Annotated in this window: 13 protein-coding genes; 5 read left to right on the top strand and 8 right to left on the bottom strand. The window is 59.1% G+C overall.

Going from position 1 to position 19,962, the window contains the following annotated elements; translation table 11 throughout:
- Nucleotides 1–20 precede the first annotated feature (20 nt).
- The 6 genes from IPK32_07915 to accB form a co-directional block, all read right to left on the bottom strand.
- Nucleotides 21–3,794, bottom strand: coding sequence for an autotransporter-associated beta strand repeat-containing protein (locus IPK32_07915; protein MBK8091897.1), 3,774 nt, complete (start codon nucleotides 3,792–3,794; stop codon nucleotides 21–23).
- A 331-nt stretch (nucleotides 3,795–4,125) separates the two neighbouring features.
- Complete coding sequence (locus IPK32_07910) at nucleotides 4,126–5,082, bottom strand: 3-hydroxy-5-phosphonooxypentane-2,4-dione thiolase (protein MBK8091896.1); 957 nt, start codon at nucleotides 5,080–5,082, stop codon at nucleotides 4,126–4,128.
- A 111-nt stretch (nucleotides 5,083–5,193) separates the two neighbouring features.
- Entirely contained in the window at nucleotides 5,194–7,296 is a 2,103-nt protein-coding gene (locus tag IPK32_07905) for a M56 family metallopeptidase (GenBank protein ID MBK8091895.1), read from the bottom strand.
- Nucleotides 7,297–7,305: 9 nt separating this feature from the next.
- Nucleotides 7,306–7,695, bottom strand: a complete 390-nt coding sequence (locus IPK32_07900; protein ID MBK8091894.1) for a BlaI/MecI/CopY family transcriptional regulator — start codon at nucleotides 7,693–7,695, stop codon at nucleotides 7,306–7,308.
- 129 nt (nucleotides 7,696–7,824) lie between these two features.
- Entirely contained in the window at nucleotides 7,825–9,186 is a 1,362-nt protein-coding gene (gene accC / locus IPK32_07895) for an acetyl-CoA carboxylase biotin carboxylase subunit (protein MBK8091893.1), read from the bottom strand.
- 117 nt (nucleotides 9,187–9,303) lie between these two features.
- Complete coding sequence (gene accB, locus IPK32_07890; protein MBK8091892.1) at nucleotides 9,304–9,885, bottom strand: acetyl-CoA carboxylase biotin carboxyl carrier protein; 582 nt, start codon at nucleotides 9,883–9,885, stop codon at nucleotides 9,304–9,306.
- Nucleotides 9,886–10,110: 225 nt separating this feature from the next.
- Between accB and IPK32_07885 the strand changes: the two genes are divergently transcribed.
- Nucleotides 10,111–12,006 (top strand): ABC-F family ATP-binding cassette domain-containing protein, encoded by a 1,896-nt coding sequence (locus IPK32_07885; protein ID MBK8091891.1) that lies wholly within the window; start codon nucleotides 10,111–10,113, stop codon nucleotides 12,004–12,006.
- A 254-nt stretch (nucleotides 12,007–12,260) separates the two neighbouring features.
- Here the strand turns inward: IPK32_07885 and IPK32_07880 are convergent, their stop codons facing one another.
- Nucleotides 12,261–12,965, bottom strand: coding sequence for a hypothetical protein (locus IPK32_07880; GenBank protein ID MBK8091890.1), 705 nt, complete (start codon nucleotides 12,963–12,965; stop codon nucleotides 12,261–12,263).
- Between the two features lie 21 nt (nucleotides 12,966–12,986).
- Nucleotides 12,987–13,703 (bottom strand): DUF1080 domain-containing protein, encoded by a 717-nt coding sequence (locus tag IPK32_07875; protein ID MBK8091889.1) that lies wholly within the window; start codon nucleotides 13,701–13,703, stop codon nucleotides 12,987–12,989.
- A gap of 96 nt (nucleotides 13,704–13,799) precedes the next feature.
- Here IPK32_07875 and IPK32_07870 point away from each other — a divergent pair, with 96 nt between their 5' ends.
- From IPK32_07870 to IPK32_07855, 4 genes are all read left to right on the top strand, one after another.
- A complete protein-coding gene (locus IPK32_07870) occupies nucleotides 13,800–14,669 on the top strand; it encodes a hypothetical protein (GenBank protein ID MBK8091888.1) in 870 nt (289 codons plus the stop codon).
- Nucleotides 14,656–15,237, top strand: a complete 582-nt coding sequence (locus IPK32_07865; GenBank protein ID MBK8091887.1) for a hypothetical protein — start codon at nucleotides 14,656–14,658, stop codon at nucleotides 15,235–15,237. Before IPK32_07870 ends, IPK32_07865 begins: the two co-directional genes overlap by 14 nt.
- A 57-nt stretch (nucleotides 15,238–15,294) precedes the next feature.
- Nucleotides 15,295–16,164 carry a LysR family transcriptional regulator gene (locus tag IPK32_07860; GenBank protein ID MBK8091886.1) on the top strand — a complete coding sequence of 290 codons (870 nt, stop codon included), beginning with the start codon at nucleotides 15,295–15,297 and terminating at the stop codon, nucleotides 16,162–16,164.
- A 91-nt stretch (nucleotides 16,165–16,255) separates the two neighbouring features.
- Complete coding sequence (locus IPK32_07855) at nucleotides 16,256–19,942, top strand: c-type cytochrome (GenBank protein ID MBK8091885.1); 3,687 nt, start codon at nucleotides 16,256–16,258, stop codon at nucleotides 19,940–19,942.
- Nucleotides 19,943–19,962: the final 20 nt, after the last annotated feature.

Below are 19,962 nucleotides of genomic sequence, written 5' to 3'. Positions count from 1 at the left end.
CCCATAAACCCTCCACTGCCTCATGTCAGCGCTGTGGGCGAAGACAGGCCCCCGAGCGCCACAATCAGCTTCTCTCCCGCAGCCGCAAAACCCACCGCCCCAGTGCTCAAAGTCGAGTTAAACGTCACCGTATTCGCCGCTGGAGTCGCTGAGATCGCTCGCACCAGCGCACCACTCGTCTGGAAGACCCCGCCACCTGTTGAGCCACCGAGAACAAGCGGGCTGTTGTAGGGCAAGCCCGCTGGGTCCGCGCTATAAGTAGGACTATTGGGGTCAGCCTGAATCGTCGCCTGGAGCACACCGCCCGCCGTCGCCGTCGAGCCAATCTGGGTGTTTCCTGAATAGGTATTGCCCGTGTTCCCCAAAATCCACAATCCCGCCCCCGTCTTCGTGATTCCGGTCTTCAAAGCAGCGTTATCCGTGATTTGCAGATTCATCAGGCTATCCCCCGTCGAGGTGCCCGCTAGCGTGAGGGTCTGCGCCACCGTCGCACTTGCACCGAAGGCGATCGCATTGGTATTGCTGAATGTGAGCGCCGCTTGCGTGGCGGAGTTATTTTCGATTCGTGCTCCACTACCTGCGGCGGAACCATTCAGCGTGAAAAGCCGATCCGTGCTCACGGAATTCGTCCCCACATAGATCAGGCCTCCCGTGGTCCCTGTGAATACCAGACTCGCTGCATTCGTCGCCACGCTAGAGCTGTCACCGCGCCCTATCCCACTCGCAGAGCCGATATTGGCCAAATTTGCCACCGAGATAGAGCCAGTGGACTGAATCGTCGTGGAGCCCGTATAGGTGCTGAGCCCACTCCATGTCTGCACAGCCGTACCCGCTTTGGAGACATTCACCACGCCCACGCCATTTTCGATAATTCCGCTGAATGTTCCTGTTCCGGTACTATTGCCGACCGTCAGTGTTGCCGCCGTCGAGTTCGAGTTTGTCACCTTCCCGCCGCCATTGAATTGCCCAATCGCAGTGCCCGAATTCACGCCATTGAGGTCGAGCGTGGCACCTGCCCGGATATTGGTTGTCATATTGGCTGCGCTCAATCTCCCAGAGCCTGACAGCCGCACCGTTCCTTCATTGATATTGGTCGCACCCGTCTGCGCATTCACCCCACTGAGCACCAGCACTCCATTCCCATTTTTTGTCAGACCACCAGTAGTCCCACTCGTGAGGACGGAGGCGATCGTGAGGAGGTCTGAGGCCCCATCCACACGCACCACCAAGCTACCGCTCCCCCCCGTGCTCAAGCCAGTACCGCCAGTGATCAATGCCCCCGTCGATCCACTCACCAAAATACCGCCAGGAGTAGTCGCCAGTGTTGTCAGGCCCTGATTATTCAGAGTCGTAGTCACTCCAGAATTCAGCGTATAGGTCGTCGTATTGCCTGCGAGCTTGATACCGGCATTTACCGCCGCACTGGCCGCCTGATTAATATTTGTGTTGATCAGATATGGGCTGGTATTGCCCGCCGTGAGGCTACCGGAAGCAGTCGTATAGCTCGCCGCGGTAATACCGCTGCTGTATGTCGCGAAATCCGCTCCATTCGAGTAAACATGGGCATTGATGATGCCATTCGTCACGGGAGGGGCCGTCGTCACAAATGTCACCCCGCCGCCGCCTGAGCCACTGGTGCTAAAATTCAGGCCCGTGCCTGTTGGTATCGTCGCCAAGCTGGTAAACTGTAGGCTCGTCGCACTCCCGGTGGAGGTCAGTTTCACCGTGTGTGCCCCACTATTCAGTGTCAGAGCATTCGAAAAAGCCTCTGTCGATGCCCCACTCGCATGCCCGACGTACTCAAACGTGCCGCCAGAAACCTGCACATTCCCGCTGGCTCCCAGATTCAATATGGAGCCATCATGCAGACTCGTACTTGTTCCAGCGGAGTTCGCCCGCACCCGCAGAGTGCCTTGCAGCACCGTCGTCGGCCCCTGGAAGAGATTTGTATTCAGCGTCGTCGGTGCCAGCACCCATAGGCCTGTATCCACCTTGCTGACCCCCACGTTTCCACCTACATTGTTTTGAGGTATCGCGGAATTGATCGTATTCTCCGCCATACTGCTCCCGCCCAGTGTCAGCACTTTGGCATCATTCGAGGTTCCCCCCGTCGAAGTAAAGCTCGTCGCGTTGAATACAATCGGATCACTACCCACTTGGTTCGCATTGATCGTCGCACCACCTGTCGTGCCTGCCAAGTTGATCACCTTGCTGGTAATGAGTCCTGTAGTGGTCGAGGTGCCCACACCGCCAATATTCAGCACAGCAGACGTCGTCGATGCACCGATATTCAGCTTGTTGGCGTTGTTATTGACTGCTCGGAAGTCGGAAATTTGCAGTGTCCCCGCATCGACAAACACTTCTCCATCCAGCGTCGTCGCAGTACCGGTCATCGTTAGCGTCCCCGTACCAGCTTTGCTGAAGTTATGGTCAAAAGTGGCCCCTCCCGTAGCGACCACATTCCCATTGATCACCGTATTACCGGCACCATTGATCGTCATCTGGCGAGAACCCGTGCTTTCCGAGTTACTCCAGAAATTACCGGTGAACGTCAACACGCCCCCGCCAGTCAAGTTGTTGGTAAAAACCGAGCTACCATTCCCTCCCACGACGGGTGCCGCTCCAAAAGTCGCTCCATATCCATTGCGCCCCACAATGATCAGCGTTTGGCCATCTTCATAGGCAAGTTGGCCAAACGTCGCCGTCCCATTGATCGCCACACCACTCGTTCCGTGATCTAAGAAAAGGCTATTGGCCGTGCTTGAAGCCGTACGCACATACACATTGGCCGCAGCGCCCCCGGCTTGAATCAGTGGCGAATCCATCCGTACTTCCAATAGGCCGCTATTTAGATCAATGACACTGCTCGTCGTCGTGCCTGTGCGTGTACCGAGCACATTGTTTGAAGTGATCCGCACACTGCTGATCGTGCCTGTGGCACTCGAACTCACGCGCAGCGTACCTGAGAAGCCCGCGCTACTCGCAGGATTCAAAAGCAGGGTGCCCGCACCCGTCTTCTCCAAAGTCCCACTCCCAGCCAAGGAACCCGTCAGTAAATAACTACCTGCTCCCGTCATCGTCGCCCCGCCCAGAAGAGTCATGTTCGTACCCGCTGCCCCAGGTGCCGTCAGTGTCCCACTCATCGTCAATTGCCCACCCGTGGAGATAATCCGTGTATTCGCCACGGTGGAGCCCGTAATCGCACCTGAAACTGTGTTATCACGCACACTAACCAGCGCCGCTCCACTGCCCGTCACGGGGCCCAGCCCTTGTAAACTCAGATCACGGCTCACATTCGCTCCCGTCGTGCCATAACCACCCTCCAGCAGTAAAGAACCACCCCCAAAGCCACGCGTCGCCGAGCCCGCCACCACGATCGCCGATGTATCGCTGCCCAGCACTGACTGACTGCCGATGACCAGCGTTCCATTACTAATCGTTGTCACCCCAGTGAAGTTATTCGCCGGATTTTCCAGCCTCACCATGCCCCCACCCGTGATCGTCAGACCAGCATTCCCGCTTAGTTGGGAGCCGATCCGAGTAAAGGACCCCAGCGCCGCACGGATCCCCCCCGTCGTCAGTGTCAGATCCCCCCCACTGAGAAGGTAATTCCCATAAACCTTCAAATCATTCGCCTGACTACCCGATCCCAACGTGATTTCATAAGGACTCACCGTCGGTACGTAAAAGCCGAGGACCGCCGTATCCGCGCTACTCGGCGTACTCGTCAGCCAATTCGTCCCAGTGGACCACAGCCCACTGGTCGTATTCCAGACCTGTTCAGTAGCTTGCAAAGCCCCCATTGGAATGAGCGAGATCGCAGTAAAACTAGCGACAAATTGTTTCCACAGAGCGGGCTTCTGATCAATGTGCATAGAATAAGGCGGCGAATGCTCACATGCAAAAGTCAGGGTAGCCTCTACATGCATTAAAATTTATAAATTCGGACTCGTTTTAACGAATTGGCTCAAAAATCGCCAGTAAAAAAAGCCTCGGAAACCTACCTCCGCCCCTCCATTCAAGGCATTTCACTCTTAACGAACAGCGCCGCCTCAGCAAAAAAAGCGGCTGTCCGTAAACCGGACAGCCGCAAACTAGAACAGGCCTTGTGAATGCCAAAATGGCTTACTTTTTGCCCTTCAGGTCATTGAACATCGCAAAACCCTGCTCAGGCGTCAGCCCTTCATGCACCACGCCACGCACAGCCTTCATCATCGCGATGGGGTCTTCGCTTTGGAAGATATTACGCCCCATATCAACCCCGTTCGCACCTTGCTGGATAGCATTATAGCTCATTTTCAGCGCATCCAGCTCTGGCAGCTTCTTGCCACCTGCAATCACGATCGGCACCGGGCAGCATGAAGTCACAGTATCGAACTCCGTCTCCGTGTAGTAGCACTTCACCACGTTCGCACCCAGTTCCGCCATGATACGAGTCGCTAGGCGGAAATACTGCGGCGTACGAGCCATCGCGCGGCCCACAGCAGTCACGCCCATCACGCCGATGCCGTAACGTGATGCCGCATCGACCAGATCCGTCAGGTTCTTCAGGCTCTGGCGCTCATAAGCACCTCCGATGAACACTTGCACCGCCAGAACACTCGCGTTCAAGCGAATAGCCTCCTCGATATTCAGCGCCGTGGACTCATTGGAAAGCGGCTCGAAGCCGGGGCGGCCAAATTTGGCCTTCTTACCGTCAATTTCACCTTCCCACTCCTCGAATGGGCTAACCATCGAAGTTCCGCCAGAGGCACGCAGCGCGATAGCCTTCGTCGTTGAAGCCGGAATCACGCTACGCTGGATACCACGCGTAAGCATCAGGCAGTCCGCATACGGCTCCAGAGGCAAAATCGTCTGATCGACACGCTCCAGACCAGTAGTCGGACCCTGGAAGTACCCGTGATCAAAGGCCAACATCACCGTACGGCCATCTTTGGGATTAAAAACACGGCTGAGGCGATTTTTAAGCCCCCAATCATACTGATGGGAACCTTTGAGAAAGAAGCCCGGCGTCTCCTGGGGAACGTTGGTGAAGTATTCTTTTTCTTTCTTGTCAGCAGCGGAGGTAGAGATGTCAGCCATAAATAATAAGGGATAAGTGGGGCGTGGATGATGGGCGCATTTCCCCGCCGTGCAAGCAGCCAATCTCACCACCTGACCTTCACCCTCTCCGCTCAGCCTCTCTGAGTCCGGCTAGGACTTTGGGGGAGCTGGCGGTGACGCGTTTCCTCGCCGCACATACCATGTGTCGCCGTCTTGTATGAGGTGCAGGTTAAGCGTGCCACACAGCGCCTCCAATACGCCAAAGGGGCTGTCATGGACTGAGAAAGTCAGCAGTCGCTGGGACTCCGGCGCATCGTCTGGCAAAGGAAAGAACTTCACGCCTGTATCCTTCAGCAAAAAACGCAGGACATCGCCTGCCATCGCTTTGCTGAAATCGTACTGCTGCGGTTTTTGGCTGCGCAGCTTCTCTGCGGCCTCTCCAGGCACCGTCATCGGCATCGGCATCGCGGCGCCCGGTTTGGCCACTACCCAGTAGCGACCGCTCGGTTTCAGCTGTAACCCCGCGTTTTGGCAAACATGCAGCAGCACATCCAGTGGCGGCAATTCCAGATCGAAGCTGATCGTCTGCGGCGGACCCAGATCACCGAGGATGAAGCGCTCCAATTTCGCATCTCCGGCGAGGAAGCGCAGAACATCCATCACATCCGCATTCTTGAAGTTATACAGCTGCGCCTCGGGGGATTTTTGCCGCTGCGTGGAGATCGCATCCGCCCATTCTGTGTCTTTAGTCACACTCGATGCCATGAGCATGAACCACATGTCCGGTGCGGACTCGCCTTCCTTTGCTGGACGCCGAATCGGGCCCACGATCAACGTGTCGCCGTCATTCAGTGTGGCGTGGTCCAGGTGGACTCGTACGCCTTCGTAAATAGGCAACTCATCGCCCTTCACCTTGTCCACATGACGGCCCACTTCGACGCTAAGACCGAGATCACCTTTAAACTTGAGCTTTCCCGCCTTCCGCGACGGCGTGAGTTCCAGAATGGTGCCACCCCAGTCCAGCGCCGGTGTGCCAATGTTTTTCAGACTTGCTTCAACTCCCTTTGAATGCACCACCGAGCTGACTAGCACCTTGTGGTTCAACTTCGTCACCATGCGCGGATAGCTCACCGTTTTCGTCCTCTCGTCCTTTATACATTCTCTCAGCAGGGCGTTGGTGTCCTCCAAAACGTATTGATGCTCGCCCACACGCTTGCCGCTTTTGATGACCAGCGGTGTCGCGGACTCGATGAATTTTACTTCGAAGGCGATCAGTTCGCTGCTTTGGGCCTCCTGCGCCACCAGCCGCACATGCAGTGCCTGCAAACACGCCAGCGCCATCACCAGCGGCAACACCACATGCCGCAGCCGCACCGGGCGACGATTCGGCATATCTTTGGCGATGTGCTCGATGCGCTCGGAGAGTTGGCTGGGCCGCGCCATGCTGGCGACTGCCGGGGAAAGCCATAGCGAGCCGCCGCGCTGCACTTTTTGAGCACAGCGCATCAGCAGCCGACCATAAGCTGAGGAGTCGATGCCACTCGCTAGCACCGTCTCATCACAGCGCTGCTCCTGGGCCAGACGCAGCCGCCTCTCAGCCAACCAAACGAAGGGCGAAGGCCAATGCAGCGCCGTCGCCAGCGCTGCGAGGCAACGCGTCACACCATCACGATGCTGTGCATGTGCCAGCTCATGCTCCAAAGCCGCCCTTTGGTCCTCTGAGGGCCATTTCAGCCACTCCATAGGCATCAAAATCTGCTTACCCGCCGCCATCGGCACGGCAGTGCGCTCACTTACCCGCAGCTCATACGCGGCAGTTTTTTCATGTATCTGCGCAGCAGACCATAAACGCCTCCAAAGCCAGCAACCAACTGCAAATCGGCCCAAAAGCAGCCCCACACCCAAAAACCAAATCAGCATCAAAATCGTCGGAAGAGCACTTTGCGGCGTTTCAGGCATCCAAGTGGTTTGCGGCTGCAAATCGGCTTTTGGCACTAAAATCGGTTCTGGAGTTAGCAGGGGCGATTCGACTACTCCTTCGGTCTCTTGCAGCACTGGAACGTCGATTTGCGGCCACCAGCGTCCTTGCAGCGGAGTGAGTAAGGTCATCATTGCCAAAAAGACACCGATCACCATGCAGCGCTGTGCAGCAGATGCGCCGCGCGAGACGAGCAACCATGCGAAAAGCAAGACACCGAGGAGAGCTCCGGCTGTGAGGTGAGAAATGAGCCAGGATGTGAGGTTTGTATTCATGGGAGTGCCTTATTTGGAGCGTTTCGACTTTGCGTTGCGCAGCACGTCCTCTAGGCGTGCCATTTCTGCGTCATCGATCTTGCCATCCCGCCCATCGGCCATCGCGGCGACGGCGTTGGCCAGGGAGCCTTCGAAAAAGGTGTCTAGCACCTTGCGCAGCATCGAGTGGCTGGCCTTCGCGTGCGAGCGCACTGGCGCATACAAATAGCGTGGCCCGTCCTGGCGGTGTTTGAGGTGCCCTTTTTCGACCAAGATGCGCAGGTGGGTGCGAATGGCCGAGTAACTCGGCGCATCCTCCATCTCGGCCCCCACTTCGGCTGCGGAGATTTCTCCCTTCGCGTAAATGATGTCCATGATCTCCCGCTCACGGCGGCTGAGTTGATGCATTTTTTCCGGCATGCTAAAAATTTAGCACACCTGTGCAGCAGATGTCAATCAGACATGTTAATTTTTTAACACACCCAGGTCGTGGCCTTCGCCCGACTCATTTGAGTGATGCCTGACCGCCCTCGATGTCGAGCGGGGCTGTTACGCTTTTTTGCCTTCGGCGCGGAGGAAGTTCTCCAGCCAACTGATGTCGTAGTTGCCGTTTTGGAAGTCGCTGGTGGTCAAAACTTTGCTTTGCAGCGGGATGGTGGTTTTGATGCCTTCGACGGTGAATTCACCCAATGCGCGGCGCATGCGGCGGATGGCGATTTCACGGGTGGCACCGGTGACGATGAGCTTGGCGATCATGCTATCGTAATACGGCGGGACGCTGTAACCGGCATAGACGTGGGTATCGACGCGGACACCACGGCCACCGGAGGTGTACCAGAGGTTAATTTTGCCTGGGCTGGGGGCAAAGTTGCGGTCGGGGTCTTCGGCGTTGATGCGGCACTCGATGGAGTGGCCACGGGGCTTGGCGTTGCGGACGTGCTCGGAGAGCGGCAGGCCTGCGGCGATGCGGATCTGCTCTTTGATGAGGTCGCAGCCATAGACTTCTTCGGTGATGGGATGCTCCACCTGGATGCGGGTGTTCATCTCCATGAAGTAGAAGTTCTCGCAGGCGTTATCGACGAGGAATTCGATGGTGCCGCAGTTTTCGTAGCCGATCTCTTTGCAGAGCTTGATGGCGGCATCGCCCATCTTTTTGCGGAGTTTGTCGGGGAGCTTGGGCGAGGGGCATTCCTCGATGATCTTCTGGTTGCGGCGCTGCATGGAGCAGTCGCGCTCGCCGAGATGGACGACGTTGCCGTGGGAGTCCGCGACGATCTGGAATTCGATGTGGTGGGGCTTATCGACGAGCTTTTCCATGTACATGGAGCCGTCGCCAAAGCACTTCATGGCCTCTAGGGACGCAGCCTGAAAGGAGGAGATGAGCGTGGCCTCATTGAGCACGGGGCGCATGCCGCGACCGCCGCCGCCGGCGCTGGCTTTGATCATGACGGGGTAGCCGATTTTCCGTGCCCAGTGGAGGGCTTCTTCCTCGGTGGTGATGAGGCCGTCGGAGCCGGGGGTGACAGGGACGCCGGATTTCAGCGCGGTGGCGCGGGCGACGTTTTTGTCGCCCATCATGGAAATGACGCGGGCGGAGGGCCCGATGAACTTGATTTTGCACTTGTCGCAGACTTCCGCGAATTCGGCCTTTTCGGAGAGGAAGCCGTAGCCGGGGTGGATGGCGTCCACGTTGGCGATTTCAGCCGCAGAGATGATGCGGGAGATTTTCAGGTAGCTCTCGCTGCTGGGGCCAGGGCCGATGCAGATGGCCTCGTCGGCGAGGTGGACGTGCATGGAGTCCACGTCGGCTTCGGAATAGACGGCGACGGTTTTGACATCGAGTTCTTTGCAGGCACGGATGACGCGGAGGGCGATTTCACCACGGTTGGCGACGAGGACTTTTTTAAACATCAGAGCAGAGGGCGTAGGACTAAGAGCGAAGGGCGTGGAGGCTGAGTCAGAGGCATCAAGCGGCGAGCGGAGCGAAAAGCAGAGGTTTGGGAACTCTTTGCCCTTCGCCCTAGGGCTTTACGCTTTGAGCTCGAAGAGTGGCTGGCCGTATTGGACGGGTTTACCGTCTTCGGCGAGGATGCGGGTGATGGTGCCACGGGCTTCTGCCTTGATTTCATTCATGACCTTCATGGCCTCGATGATGCAGACAGTGGTGTTTTCATCGACGCTGTCGCCGATGTTGGCGAAGGACTTTTCACCAGGGGCGGCGGAGCGGTAGAAGGTGCCGACCATGGGGGAATTCACGGTGGGGCCAGCGGGGCCGCTGCTGGCGGCTTCTGCGGCAGGGGCCGCTGTCGTGGCCGCAGGGGCCAATGCGACGGGCGCTGGAGCATGTGCGGCGACGGCGACGGGGGCTGCGGCGGGCATGCTCTTGAGCAGGTCGCGTGCGGCCTCCATGTCGCTGCCACGGCGGATTTCGAGCTTGGCGTTGTGATGCTCGAGGTGGAAGTAGGACAGATCGTTGTCTGTCATGAGACCCACGATTTCACGGATCTCACGGAGGTCAAAATTCTCAGAGGACGAGGAGGAGGAAGCGGCGGCCGGCTTGGACTTAGGAGTGGATTTGGCGGCGGCTTTCTTGGTGTTGCGTTTGGGCATGTCGGGAATGGTTTGATGCGCTAAGCGAGTCGGATGCTAGCGGGCTGATTCCCAGGTGGCAAGATCAAAGGCGAGTGGCTGGTCAAATGCCCAGCAGCCTGATCCGTGGTGGTGGGCACGAGGGCGGTGGGCGCTGGAGAGGCGTTTTGTCATGCAGGGGCTTTTTTCCATGCTATCACGGACACCCGCCTTTTTTCACCCCTCCCCCCTGCCCCAGCTCTGCGCATGTCTCCCCCTGTCACTCCTGCCGTCATCACCGCGAAGGATTTGCGCCTGCAATTTGGCCTTCAGCAGGTTTTTCAAGATGCGACGATGAGCATTCATGAGGGCGAAAAGCTCGGCCTCGTCGGTCGGAATGGCAGTGGCAAGACCAGCCTGATGCGCATCCTCATCGGCGCCGAAAAGGCGGACAGTGGCATCATTTCGCGGCGTCAGGGGCTGATCGTGAGCCATCTCGCCCAGGAGTTCACTCTGGATGAGGATGCGAGCGTGGTGGAAAACATCCGCGCAGGGGCATCGCAGCTCCTGGATATGATCACCCGCTATGAATCGGGCGATGTGAAGGGGGACCAGGAGGCGGAGCTGCTGCATCAGATCCAGATGCATGATGGCTGGGGGCTGGAGACACGCATCGCGACAGCGATGAATGAACTCGGTGTGCCCGCAGGGGACCGCGCAGTGCGTGGTCTCTCTGGTGGGGAAAAGCGCCGCGTCGCTCTGGCCCGCACACTGGTCGCGCGGCCAGATTTGTTGCTGCTCGATGAGCCTACGAACCACCTGGACGCTGAGTCGATCGAGTGGCTGGAGATTTTCCTGCGTGATTACGCTGGGGCGCTGCTTTTCGTCACGCATGATCGCTATTTCCTCGATCGTGTGGCCACACGCATCATCGAGATCGACGACGCACGCATTTACAGCCATCCAGGGAATTACAGCGACTATTTGGAGAGCAAGGCCGTGCGTGAATCCATCGAGGCAGGCACGGAGCGGCGGCGGCAGAGCTACTTGCGGCATGAGCTGGAGTTTGTCCGTGCTGGCGTCAAAGCCCAGCGCAGCAAAGCACGCACACGCCTGGATGAGTACGACCGTGTGGCCGCTCTGGATGCGCCAGAGGCAGAGCTGGTCATGGACCTCATCATCCCGCCAGCTCCAGCACTAGCAAATATCGTCGTCGAGACAAACAATCTCGGTGCCCGCATCGACGACCGCTGGCTCTTTAGCCATCTGAATCTCGCCTTTGAGCCCGGCACCTGCACGGGCATCATCGGGCGCAATGGCCTGGGCAAGACCACGCTGCTACGCATGCTGATGGGCCGCACGGAGCCGAATGAGGGCACCGTCACCATCGGCAAGCGCACGGTCTTCAACTACGTGGACCAACAGCGCCTGCTGCTCAATCCAGAGAACAGTGTCATGGAGGAAGTCGCGGGCCCAGGGGCCGACTTTGTCCACTTCGGCGATGAGAAGCTCCACGTCCGCACCTACCTGCGGCGCTTCCTCTTCACCGATGAACGAGCCACTATGCGGGTGAAGGAGCTCAGCGGCGGTGAGCAGAGCCGCGTCCTGCTGGCGAAGATCCTCCGCCTCGGTGGGAATTTCCTCATTCTCGATGAGCCCACGAACGATCTCGATCTCCAGACCATGCGTGTGCTGGAGGAGGCCGTGCTGGCCTTCAAGGGCTGCGCACTCGTCGTGAGCCATGACCGCTGGTTCCTCGATCGTGTGTGCGACCGCATCCTGGCTTTTGAGGGGCATGGCCGCATCCATGAATGCGCGGGGAACTACAGCTACTACCAGGAAAAACGTGCCAAACAGGCCGCAGCGGAGGTCTCCATCGTCCAAGTGAAGGTCGAAAAGCCCAAAGCAGCGCCCACGGCCAAAGTGCGCAAAATGAGCCAAAAAGAGCAACGTGAGCTCGCAGCGCTGGAAGCCGAGATCGCCGCCCAGGAGGCCGAAATCGCCGAAAAAGAGGCCCAACTGGCTGATCCCACCTTTTACGCCAAACTGGGCGCAGACACGCAGAGCCACTTTGATGCCCTGGAGGCCCAAAAAGCCAGTTTAGAGGCCAAATTCACTCGCTGGGCCGAGCTAGAGGAGATCAAAGCCACCTGCGGCGTGTGAAATCCACCGCCACTAGGCAGTTTTTAAAACCTGCCAGCAAAGATCAAGCGAAGCAAAGTAGCCATCTCGCTCCGCCGAGATGAGCTGAAGGCTTTCGCCAGCATGCACGATGTGCGGATATCGTAAACCAGTGGGTTTGCAACGCGTCCGGCTCATCTCGCGGAGCGAGATGGCTACTTTGCTGGCGCCTTTTTCGTTGCCTGTGGACGATTTTCAAACACCGCCCACCAAGTTGTTCTGAGCGCAGCGGAGACTCAGCGCTCACTCCAAAAGGCACCCGAGGAGAGGCCGACGTGCCAGCTACGCAGATGCATGTCGCTGTAGTCGGTCTTGCCCATGGCACCGATGAGCCGCGTGCCGGTGTGGCGCTTCCACTCACCGCTCATGCTTTCGGCAGTGTGGCAGCCCCAGCTCTTGCAGTAGGCATTGCGGGCAAAGGAGCTGCCTTTGATCCGGCCTAACTGGGACTGATGCAGCCAGCAGGTGGAGGTGGCGTAGGTGTCGCTGCTGTAATCAAACATGAAGCTGTATTTGTTCGAGTGACCGAAGTACTCGAAGCCGCTGATCTTGGTGCTCCAGCGGCTCATGCCGCCATTGATGTAGCGGATGAGCTCATCGGTGCTGCGGAACCACACCAGCTTGATGAAGGGGTAAGCCTTTGGCACGCTCTCCACATTATGCGTGTGGGGCTGCCGCTCGGAGGCACCACGGCGCACGTAGCCATCACGGTACACCAGCCAGGTGATGTGTGTGCCTGCGGGTGCGGTCTTGTGGATCTCCTGCATGCGCACGCGGGCGGTGCGGATGAAGTTCCCCCACCAGCGGTCATGCTGCTCACCGGGCTTTCGCAGGTCCTCAAACTGCCGCACAGCAGGCCCGCCGCTGACGACGATGTACTCCGTGTCCGCCAGCGCCGGAGTGGCGATGGCGGTGAGGAAGAGGGCAAAAAGAAACCGCATAAGCATGATGGTCGCAGGAGATTACTTGGTTTCGATGAGCTTGAAGTTCTTGAACTGCACGACCATGGGCGGCCCTTGATGGATCTGGAGAGCGAGCAGGCCTTCCTTCGGCGCATTGGCGCTGTCGTCGTCGGTCACGTCGATGGTCTGCATGCCGTTGATGAAGTGCTGCACATGGTTGCCTTTGGCGATGATTTTGTAGTCATTCCATTGCTCTTCTTTGATGGCGGCCTGGATGGCCGCGGAGTCGCCGACGCTGCCAGTGACTTCCACGGTGGGCTTTTTGCCATCTGCGCCGGGCTTGATGACGGTTTTTTCACCACGCTTGGCGAGGATGCCGCGGCCTCTTTCTTCATAAAGGATGCCACTGTAGGTCTTGCCCGCCTCGAAGTCGGCCTGATAGCCGCTGATGATCGGGCCGAACTCTCCAGGAGTCAGCTCCTTGCTGCGGTATTGCACACCGGAGTTCCCTTTTTCGATGCGGTATTGGAAGGTGAGCTCGAAGTCGCTGACCTTGCCTGCTTTCCAGACGAGGAAGGTATTGTGCTTGATGATGCCTTTGGCGGGATTGGCCGGATCAGCAGGTGTGATGCCGGTGATAGCGCCGTCCTTCACGCTCCAGAGGTCTTTATTGCCCTCCCAGCCTGTGAGGTCTTTGCCATTGAAGATTTCGACTTCGCCAGCGGCGGCGGTCAGAGTGAGTGCAGCGAGGGTGATGAACGTGAGGAGCGGTTTCATGTGTGGATGATGGAGCAGTGAGGGTTTAACGCGCCTGCGCTACGCTGTCTAGCGTGGCTTGACTGCGATGGAGCAGTCCCCTACGCTCGTGCGACCATGCACTCCCGACTCCTCGCGCTCCTCGTCGTCTGCACTGCCGCCGTGTATGGCCGCGAGTGGTCTAGCTCTGACGGCAAAAAGACCTTTGAGGCCACCTTCGTCGCGGTGCAGGGGGAGAAGCTGGTGCTCGATAGCGGTGGCGGCAAAAATGCAGCCTTCCCGCTGGCGGCCTTTTCCGCAGCGGATCGTGAGTTTGCCAAAAATGCGCAGTACATCACTGAGGCGGCGACCAAGCTGGGACCGCAGGCTTTGGAGTTCTCCCACCGCGTGGAGGATGGCAGCGGGTGGATTTGCCGCCTAGCGCTGCCCATAGACCCAAAGGCCACCACGCGGCTCTACACGGGAGAGACGATCTTTCTCGTCACCGCAGACTCCTCCGCGCATCGCCAGGGGGAGCGCATGGAGGGCCGCATGCTCTACGGAGCCGGTGGACGCACCTACCACCCGCTCCAGGGCGATGCCGCGATGGTGCGTGCCTTTGCGCTGAGTGCGGAGGAGGCCACTCGTGTGTGGAGTGAGGTCATGGCCGCCAGCGGTGGCGATACCGCCAAGCAGGCCCCGAACGTGATCGAGCCGGATGTGCAAATCATCACGCGCATCGGCTTCGGGGTGGTGATCGGCAAAAATGGCCTCACCGCCATCGACCCCGAGCTCGCGAAGGACGCGAAGACACTGGTCATCCATCACGATGGCAAAGACCACGTTGCGACGCCTTTTTTCCCCAAAGATAAAGCCGGGGCCGACATCAAAACGCCAGACATCATGCTCCTCACCAGCGCAGTGCCGGTGGAGCCCGCCCGCATCGGCACCAAGAAGACGCCAGAGGTGGGCATGCCCATTTTTGCCCTCAGTTATGAGCTCAAATAGCACGAAAAAAGGCCTCTACGCTCGTCCCACGGTCACACGCGGCATCGTCAGCCGTTTTGGCAGCAGTGGCAGCTTCGAGCATGATGCGCGGCTGACGCCGGAAAATCCCGGCGGCTACGTCATCGGCGAAAAGGGCGATGTTTTCGGCTTTTTCTTCCAAACTCAGACCACAGGCCGCAAAAGCACCCGGAGCAGCAGCGCATCTGAAAAAGACCCCACGTCCGTTCTCGGCTCCTGCGTGGGCACGGCGGCCATCTCGGCCCTCTTGGAGAAAATCCCCGGCCAGACCGGCCTGCGCAGCGGATCACTCACCGATGACATGGAGGCCACTGGGAAGACCCTACTCGCCTCCAGCGTGCTCGTCATCGCCACCACAGAGGTCGCCCAGCCACGCAAGCTCGCCAGCGCAAAATCCCCCGCCCCCACCGCCCCACCCGGCACCGATCCGCCCGCAGGCTGGAGCCTCAGCAAAGCCGGTGTGCGCCACAACGCGAAATGCCAATACTACAACGCCCAATTCCCCTGCCAGCCCACCGACGGCCGCCCCTGCAAAGTCTGCGGCGGCTAACCTCTATCTTCTCTCATCTATCTTCTCTCATCTGTCTTCTCCCAGCTCCCCGCTCCCATGAACGTCCACCACCTCGAACTCTTCTACTTCGTCGCCCGCCACGGCGGCGTCAGCGCAGCGGCGCGGGCCATGCCCTATGGCATCCAGCAGCCAGCGATCAGTGCGCAGATTCTCCAGCTCGAAGACACCCTGGGATGCACGCTCTATCAGCGGCGGCCATTCCAGCTCACGCGTGAGGGCCAGTTGCTCTACGATCACATCACACCCTTCTTTAAAGGGCTCGATGATGTGGCCGAGCGTATCCGTGGTGGCGGCGAGACGCGGCTACGCATCGCCGCGCCAGAGATCGTGCAGCGTGAGTACTTGCCAGAGCTCTGTGCCCGCATGCGCCGCCGCGTGAAGGGCTTTCATTTCACCCTCACAGAGGGCCGCCAGCACAACATCGAGCAACTCCTTGCCACGCAGGAGATCGACCTCGGACTCTCCACCCTCACCGAAAAGCCACCACCCAACATCGAGACACGCGAGCTGCTGCGCCTACCGATGTGCCTGCTCGTTTCAAAAAACACCGGCTACAGCAAAGCCTCGCAGATCCTCGATGCCGACCGCATCGACCTACCGCTCATCGCATTGGATGCCGTGGATGCGCTCGTGCGCGAGTTTCAGTCCGCACTGCGCCAGCGCGGCGCAGAATGGATCACCAGCCTGGAGGTCGGCAGCCTCGATACCGTCGCACGCTACGTCGCAGGCGGCTTTGGGGCCGGATTATCGCTGCACATGCCCCGCGTGCCGCAGCCAGACGGTGTAAAGATGCTCCCGCTGCCCGATTTTCCCGCCATCGCCTTTGGCGCGATGTGGATCGGCCGCCTCACCCCGCTCGGCGAGCAATTCATCGAAGAAGCCCGCGCCATGGCCGCGGAGATGTGAGTGCCTAGCGGAAAAAACAGCTCCCACCAGTGGAACACGACTTGAGAGAATCATCAGCGGCACGTTGTTTTCACCACACACACACTTTTTCATGCGCCCACTCGTCCTCCTCTCCTGCTGCCTCCTCCTCAACGCCGATCTGCTTGCCGCTGGCAAAGAAATCGAAGGTGAACGCGCCGCCGCCACCACCGCTTGCCCCACACCCGAGGAAGCCCGCGCCAAAATGAGCGTCCCGGAAGGCTACGAGGTCCGCTGCTTTGCGCATGAGCCGATGGTGCAAAATCCCGTCGCCATGACCTGGGATCACCGTGGCCGACTCTGGGTCGTGGAGGCCTACGAATACCCCGAGGGCACACCGCTCCCCGTCGAGCAGCGCCCCTTCGGCGCAGAGGCCAAGGATGATCAATACCACCCCATGCCAAAGCTGGGTGACAAGATTCCCCGCGACCGCGTCATCATCCTCGAAGACACCGACAACGACGGCGAGGCCGACAAGCGCACCGTCTTCGTCCAGGGCCTCAATCTTGCCTCCGCGATCATCTGTGGCGATGGCGGCATCTACATCGGCCAGCAGCCGCATTTGATCCACTTCCGCGATGACGACGGCGACGACCAACCGGATGCCTGGCGTGTCGTTTTGACCGGTTTTGGCCGCGAAGACACGCACGAGCTTGTGAACAGCTTCTGCTGGGGCCCCGACGGCTGGCTTTATATGACCCACGGCGTCTTCACGAACAGCAAAGTCCGCCGCCCCGGCCAGCCGGAAAGCGAAGGCTTCAAATTTGATGCGGGCATTGGCCGCGCACGCCCGATGAGCCATGAAAAAGAAGCGAAATGGGAGTTCGAAGTCTTCGCCGATGGCACCAGCAATCCATGGGGCTGCGACTACGACGCTGCGGGGAACTTCTTCGTCAGCGCCTGCGTCATCGACCACTTCTTCCACATGGCTCCCGGCGGCATCTACGTGCGCCAAGGCGGTGCGCCGGAGAATCCGTACGCGTATGAGCTACTGCCCAGCATCGTGAAACATAAACACTTCCGCGCCGCCTATGCCGGCGTGCAGATTTATCAAGGCGGACGTTATCCCGCCGACACGCACGGCCACGCCTTCATCGGCAACATCCACGACAACGCCATCCACGAGGAAGTGCTCACGCCCGTCGGTGCCACCTTCAAATGCGAGCCGCGTCGCGACTTCCTCCGTGCCAACGACGGCTGGTTCCGCCCCGTCAGCACCCAGACCGGCCCCGATGGCTTCCTCTGGATCATGGACTGGTGCGACAAGTATCCCTGCTACCAAAACGCCAAGGCGAATCCCGAAGGCGTGGACCGCCAATACGGCCGGATTTGGCGGGTGGTGCATGGGCAGGAGAAAGGAGCGCGGACACTCCTGTCCGCCGCGAGCGAAGCGAGCCCCCAAGATGCGGACAAGAGTGTCCGCGCTCCCCCCGACCTCAAAAAACTCTCCACCGCCGACCTCGTCAAAACGCTGGAGCATCCCAACAACTGGATGCGCCGGATGGCGAGGAGGATGCTGGTGGAGAGGAATGAATCTTCGCTCAATGCACAGTTGATCGCTGATGGCATCAACTCGGCGAAACCGCTGATCTCACGTATTGAAAGCGTTTGGGCGGTTGCGGGCAGACGAATGCCAACCCTGCAATTGGTTGATGCACTCGCAAAAGACCGCGAGCCATCCTTGCGCATATGGGCCGCACGTCTCACGGGCGAATTCCCTGATGCCACTCTGGTGCCAACTGATGATCGAGAGCAACCCAGCGGGAAAAAGGTGAAGCTGGTCGAATGGCCTTCGATGACGCAACTCTGTTCAGACCCCGAACCTGCCGTCAGGATCGCTGCATCGATAGCTGCTCGAAAGCACTTTGGATTGCTGCTTACAGTCGACAGTGAACGTCTTCCTGGATTTAGAACCTCCGGGCAGTTCTTCCACAACTCAATGGACTACTGGCGTCCGTTGTTGGTATCATCGTCCACGACGAACGATGCTGTTCTGTCCCAGGCTATCTGGATGCTGATGGAAGGACGCATGGAGGCTTATGCGGAAGCACATCTCAACACACTCGCTGAGACAGCTCCTGCCACCCAACCTTTGTCGAGAATCTTGACACTCAAGACAATGCGCCGGCTCTGCGACACGCGGAAGGCGGAGAACCTCGATCTCGCGGTAGAGTTTTGCGACAAGATCGCCGCTCACGACATCCTCCTCGCGCATGCGCTCGATGGCCTCGTGAAAGGCCAAGAAGGTGGCGTGATCAAGCCGGTGAAGGATGCCTCGGCCAGTCTCGCGAGGTGGCGTGCGTCGTCGAATGCGGACGTGCGGAAGCATGCGCAGACGCTCGCGGTGCTGTGGGGCGATGAAGTGGCGGTGAAGGAGATGATCGTGGCACTGCACGATGCCTCGAAGCCGGAGAAAGATCGCATCGCGGTGCTGCAATCGCTGCAGAAGGTCAAAACGGACGCGGTTAAGGAAGGCCTCAAGCCGTTGCTGGCTCCAGGCACCTCCACCACGCTCGCCGTGGCGGCGATTCGTGCGGCGGCGGATCTCGGGGGCGACGAGTTCGTGCTGCCTTTGATTGCGCAAGCTGCATCCAAGGACTTCCATGTGCGCAACGCTGCCATTGAGGCGCTTTCGAGCCGCTCCGATTGGACAAGAGTGCTTCTCAAAGGCATTGCCGATGGTTCAGTCCCTTCCGCAGGCTTTCCCGCGCCGGTGCGGCGTGCATTGGCGACGAGCAAGGACAAGGGCATCCGCGATCTCGCCTTCCAAGTGCTCGGGGCCTGGCAGGATTCGTCGGAAGATGTGAAATCCCTCATCGCGGCGAAGAAGCAGGCCTGTCTCACGGGCGAGCCGGATCTGGCGAATGGTAAGCTGCTATTCACGGCGACGTGCATGGTCTGCCACGAGTTCCACGGCGGCGGGCAGAAGGTGGGACCGGACCTCATCGGCAGCGGACGCAGCAACTTGGATGCGCTTTTGGCCAATGTGATCGACCCCAATCAAATCATCGGCAACGGCTACGAAAACATCACCGTGAGCACGAAGGACGGTCGCACGCTCGCGGGACGCATCGTGGAGGACACGCCGGGGCATGTGAAGCTGCTCGGGGCCGGCGGTGCGGCGCAGATCGTCCCACGCGATCAAATCGCCACGCTCACGAATACGAAGCAGAGCCTCATGCCGATGGGATTCGGCGGTTTGCCGGATGCGGCGTTCCGCGACCTCGTTTGGTATATTCTCGCTCCGCAGGAAGAAGGGCCGCTCACACCCGAAAAGAAGAAATTGCTCATCCAAGGCGTCGAACTGCCTGAAACGGCCTCCAAGCCCAAAGGCACCAATTGGCGTGCCATCGACTGGGAGAGCGTCAGCCTGTGGAATCCCGAGTGGAAGGTCTCCGCGCCCGATTTTGAGCGTACACCGGTCAAACTGGCCGAATACCACGGCAAAACGAACGTGCTGCTCATGCACCCCTTCCCGGATAAGAAGACGCCCGCGAGCTTTGAGCGAAAGCTGAAGGTCGAGAAGGCGAAACTGACCTTCAACGTAGCGGCGGATGATCGCGGCGATTGGGTGGTCAAAGTTTTGGTCAACGGTCAAGAGGTCAAGACGATGACCGTGGATCATGAAAAGCCGCGATGGAAGACGGTGGAGGTCGATTTGACCAAGTGGAAGGGCCAGGAGGTCACGCTGCGCCTCGAAGGCCACGCCAATGGCTGGAGCATGGAGTTCGGCTACTGGCACGGCATCACACTGGAGTGATTCTGGAGGGCTGCTGCTGC

Source organism: Verrucomicrobiaceae bacterium, from assembly GCA_016713035.1.
Taxonomy (GTDB): Bacteria; Verrucomicrobiota; Verrucomicrobiia; order Verrucomicrobiales; family Verrucomicrobiaceae; genus Prosthecobacter.
This window is presented reverse-complemented; position numbering and strand designations above follow the sequence as displayed.

Coding starts and splice junctions, on each gene's coding strand:
- IPK32_07910 (MBK8091896.1), bottom strand. CDS start 5,082: ATGGCTGACATCTCTACCTCCGCTGCTGACAAGAAAGAAAAAGAATAC.
- IPK32_07905 (MBK8091895.1), bottom strand. CDS start 7,296: ATGAATACAAACCTCACATCCTGGCTCATTTCTCACCTCACAGCCGGA.
- IPK32_07900 (MBK8091894.1), bottom strand. CDS start 7,695: ATGCCGGAAAAAATGCATCAACTCAGCCGCCGTGAGCGGGAGATCATG.
- accC (MBK8091893.1), bottom strand. CDS start 9,186: ATGTTTAAAAAAGTCCTCGTCGCCAACCGTGGTGAAATCGCCCTCCGC.
- accB (MBK8091892.1), bottom strand. CDS start 9,885: ATGCCCAAACGCAACACCAAGAAAGCCGCCGCCAAATCCACTCCTAAG.
- IPK32_07885 (MBK8091891.1), top strand. CDS start 10,111: ATGTCTCCCCCTGTCACTCCTGCCGTCATCACCGCGAAGGATTTGCGC.
- IPK32_07880 (MBK8091890.1), bottom strand. CDS start 12,965: ATGCGGTTTCTTTTTGCCCTCTTCCTCACCGCCATCGCCACTCCGGCG.
- IPK32_07875 (MBK8091889.1), bottom strand. CDS start 13,703: ATGAAACCGCTCCTCACGTTCATCACCCTCGCTGCACTCACTCTGACC.
- IPK32_07870 (MBK8091888.1), top strand. CDS start 13,800: ATGCACTCCCGACTCCTCGCGCTCCTCGTCGTCTGCACTGCCGCCGTG.
- IPK32_07865 (MBK8091887.1), top strand. CDS start 14,656: ATGAGCTCAAATAGCACGAAAAAAGGCCTCTACGCTCGTCCCACGGTC.
- IPK32_07860 (MBK8091886.1), top strand. CDS start 15,295: ATGAACGTCCACCACCTCGAACTCTTCTACTTCGTCGCCCGCCACGGC.
- IPK32_07855 (MBK8091885.1), top strand. CDS start 16,256: ATGCGCCCACTCGTCCTCCTCTCCTGCTGCCTCCTCCTCAACGCCGAT.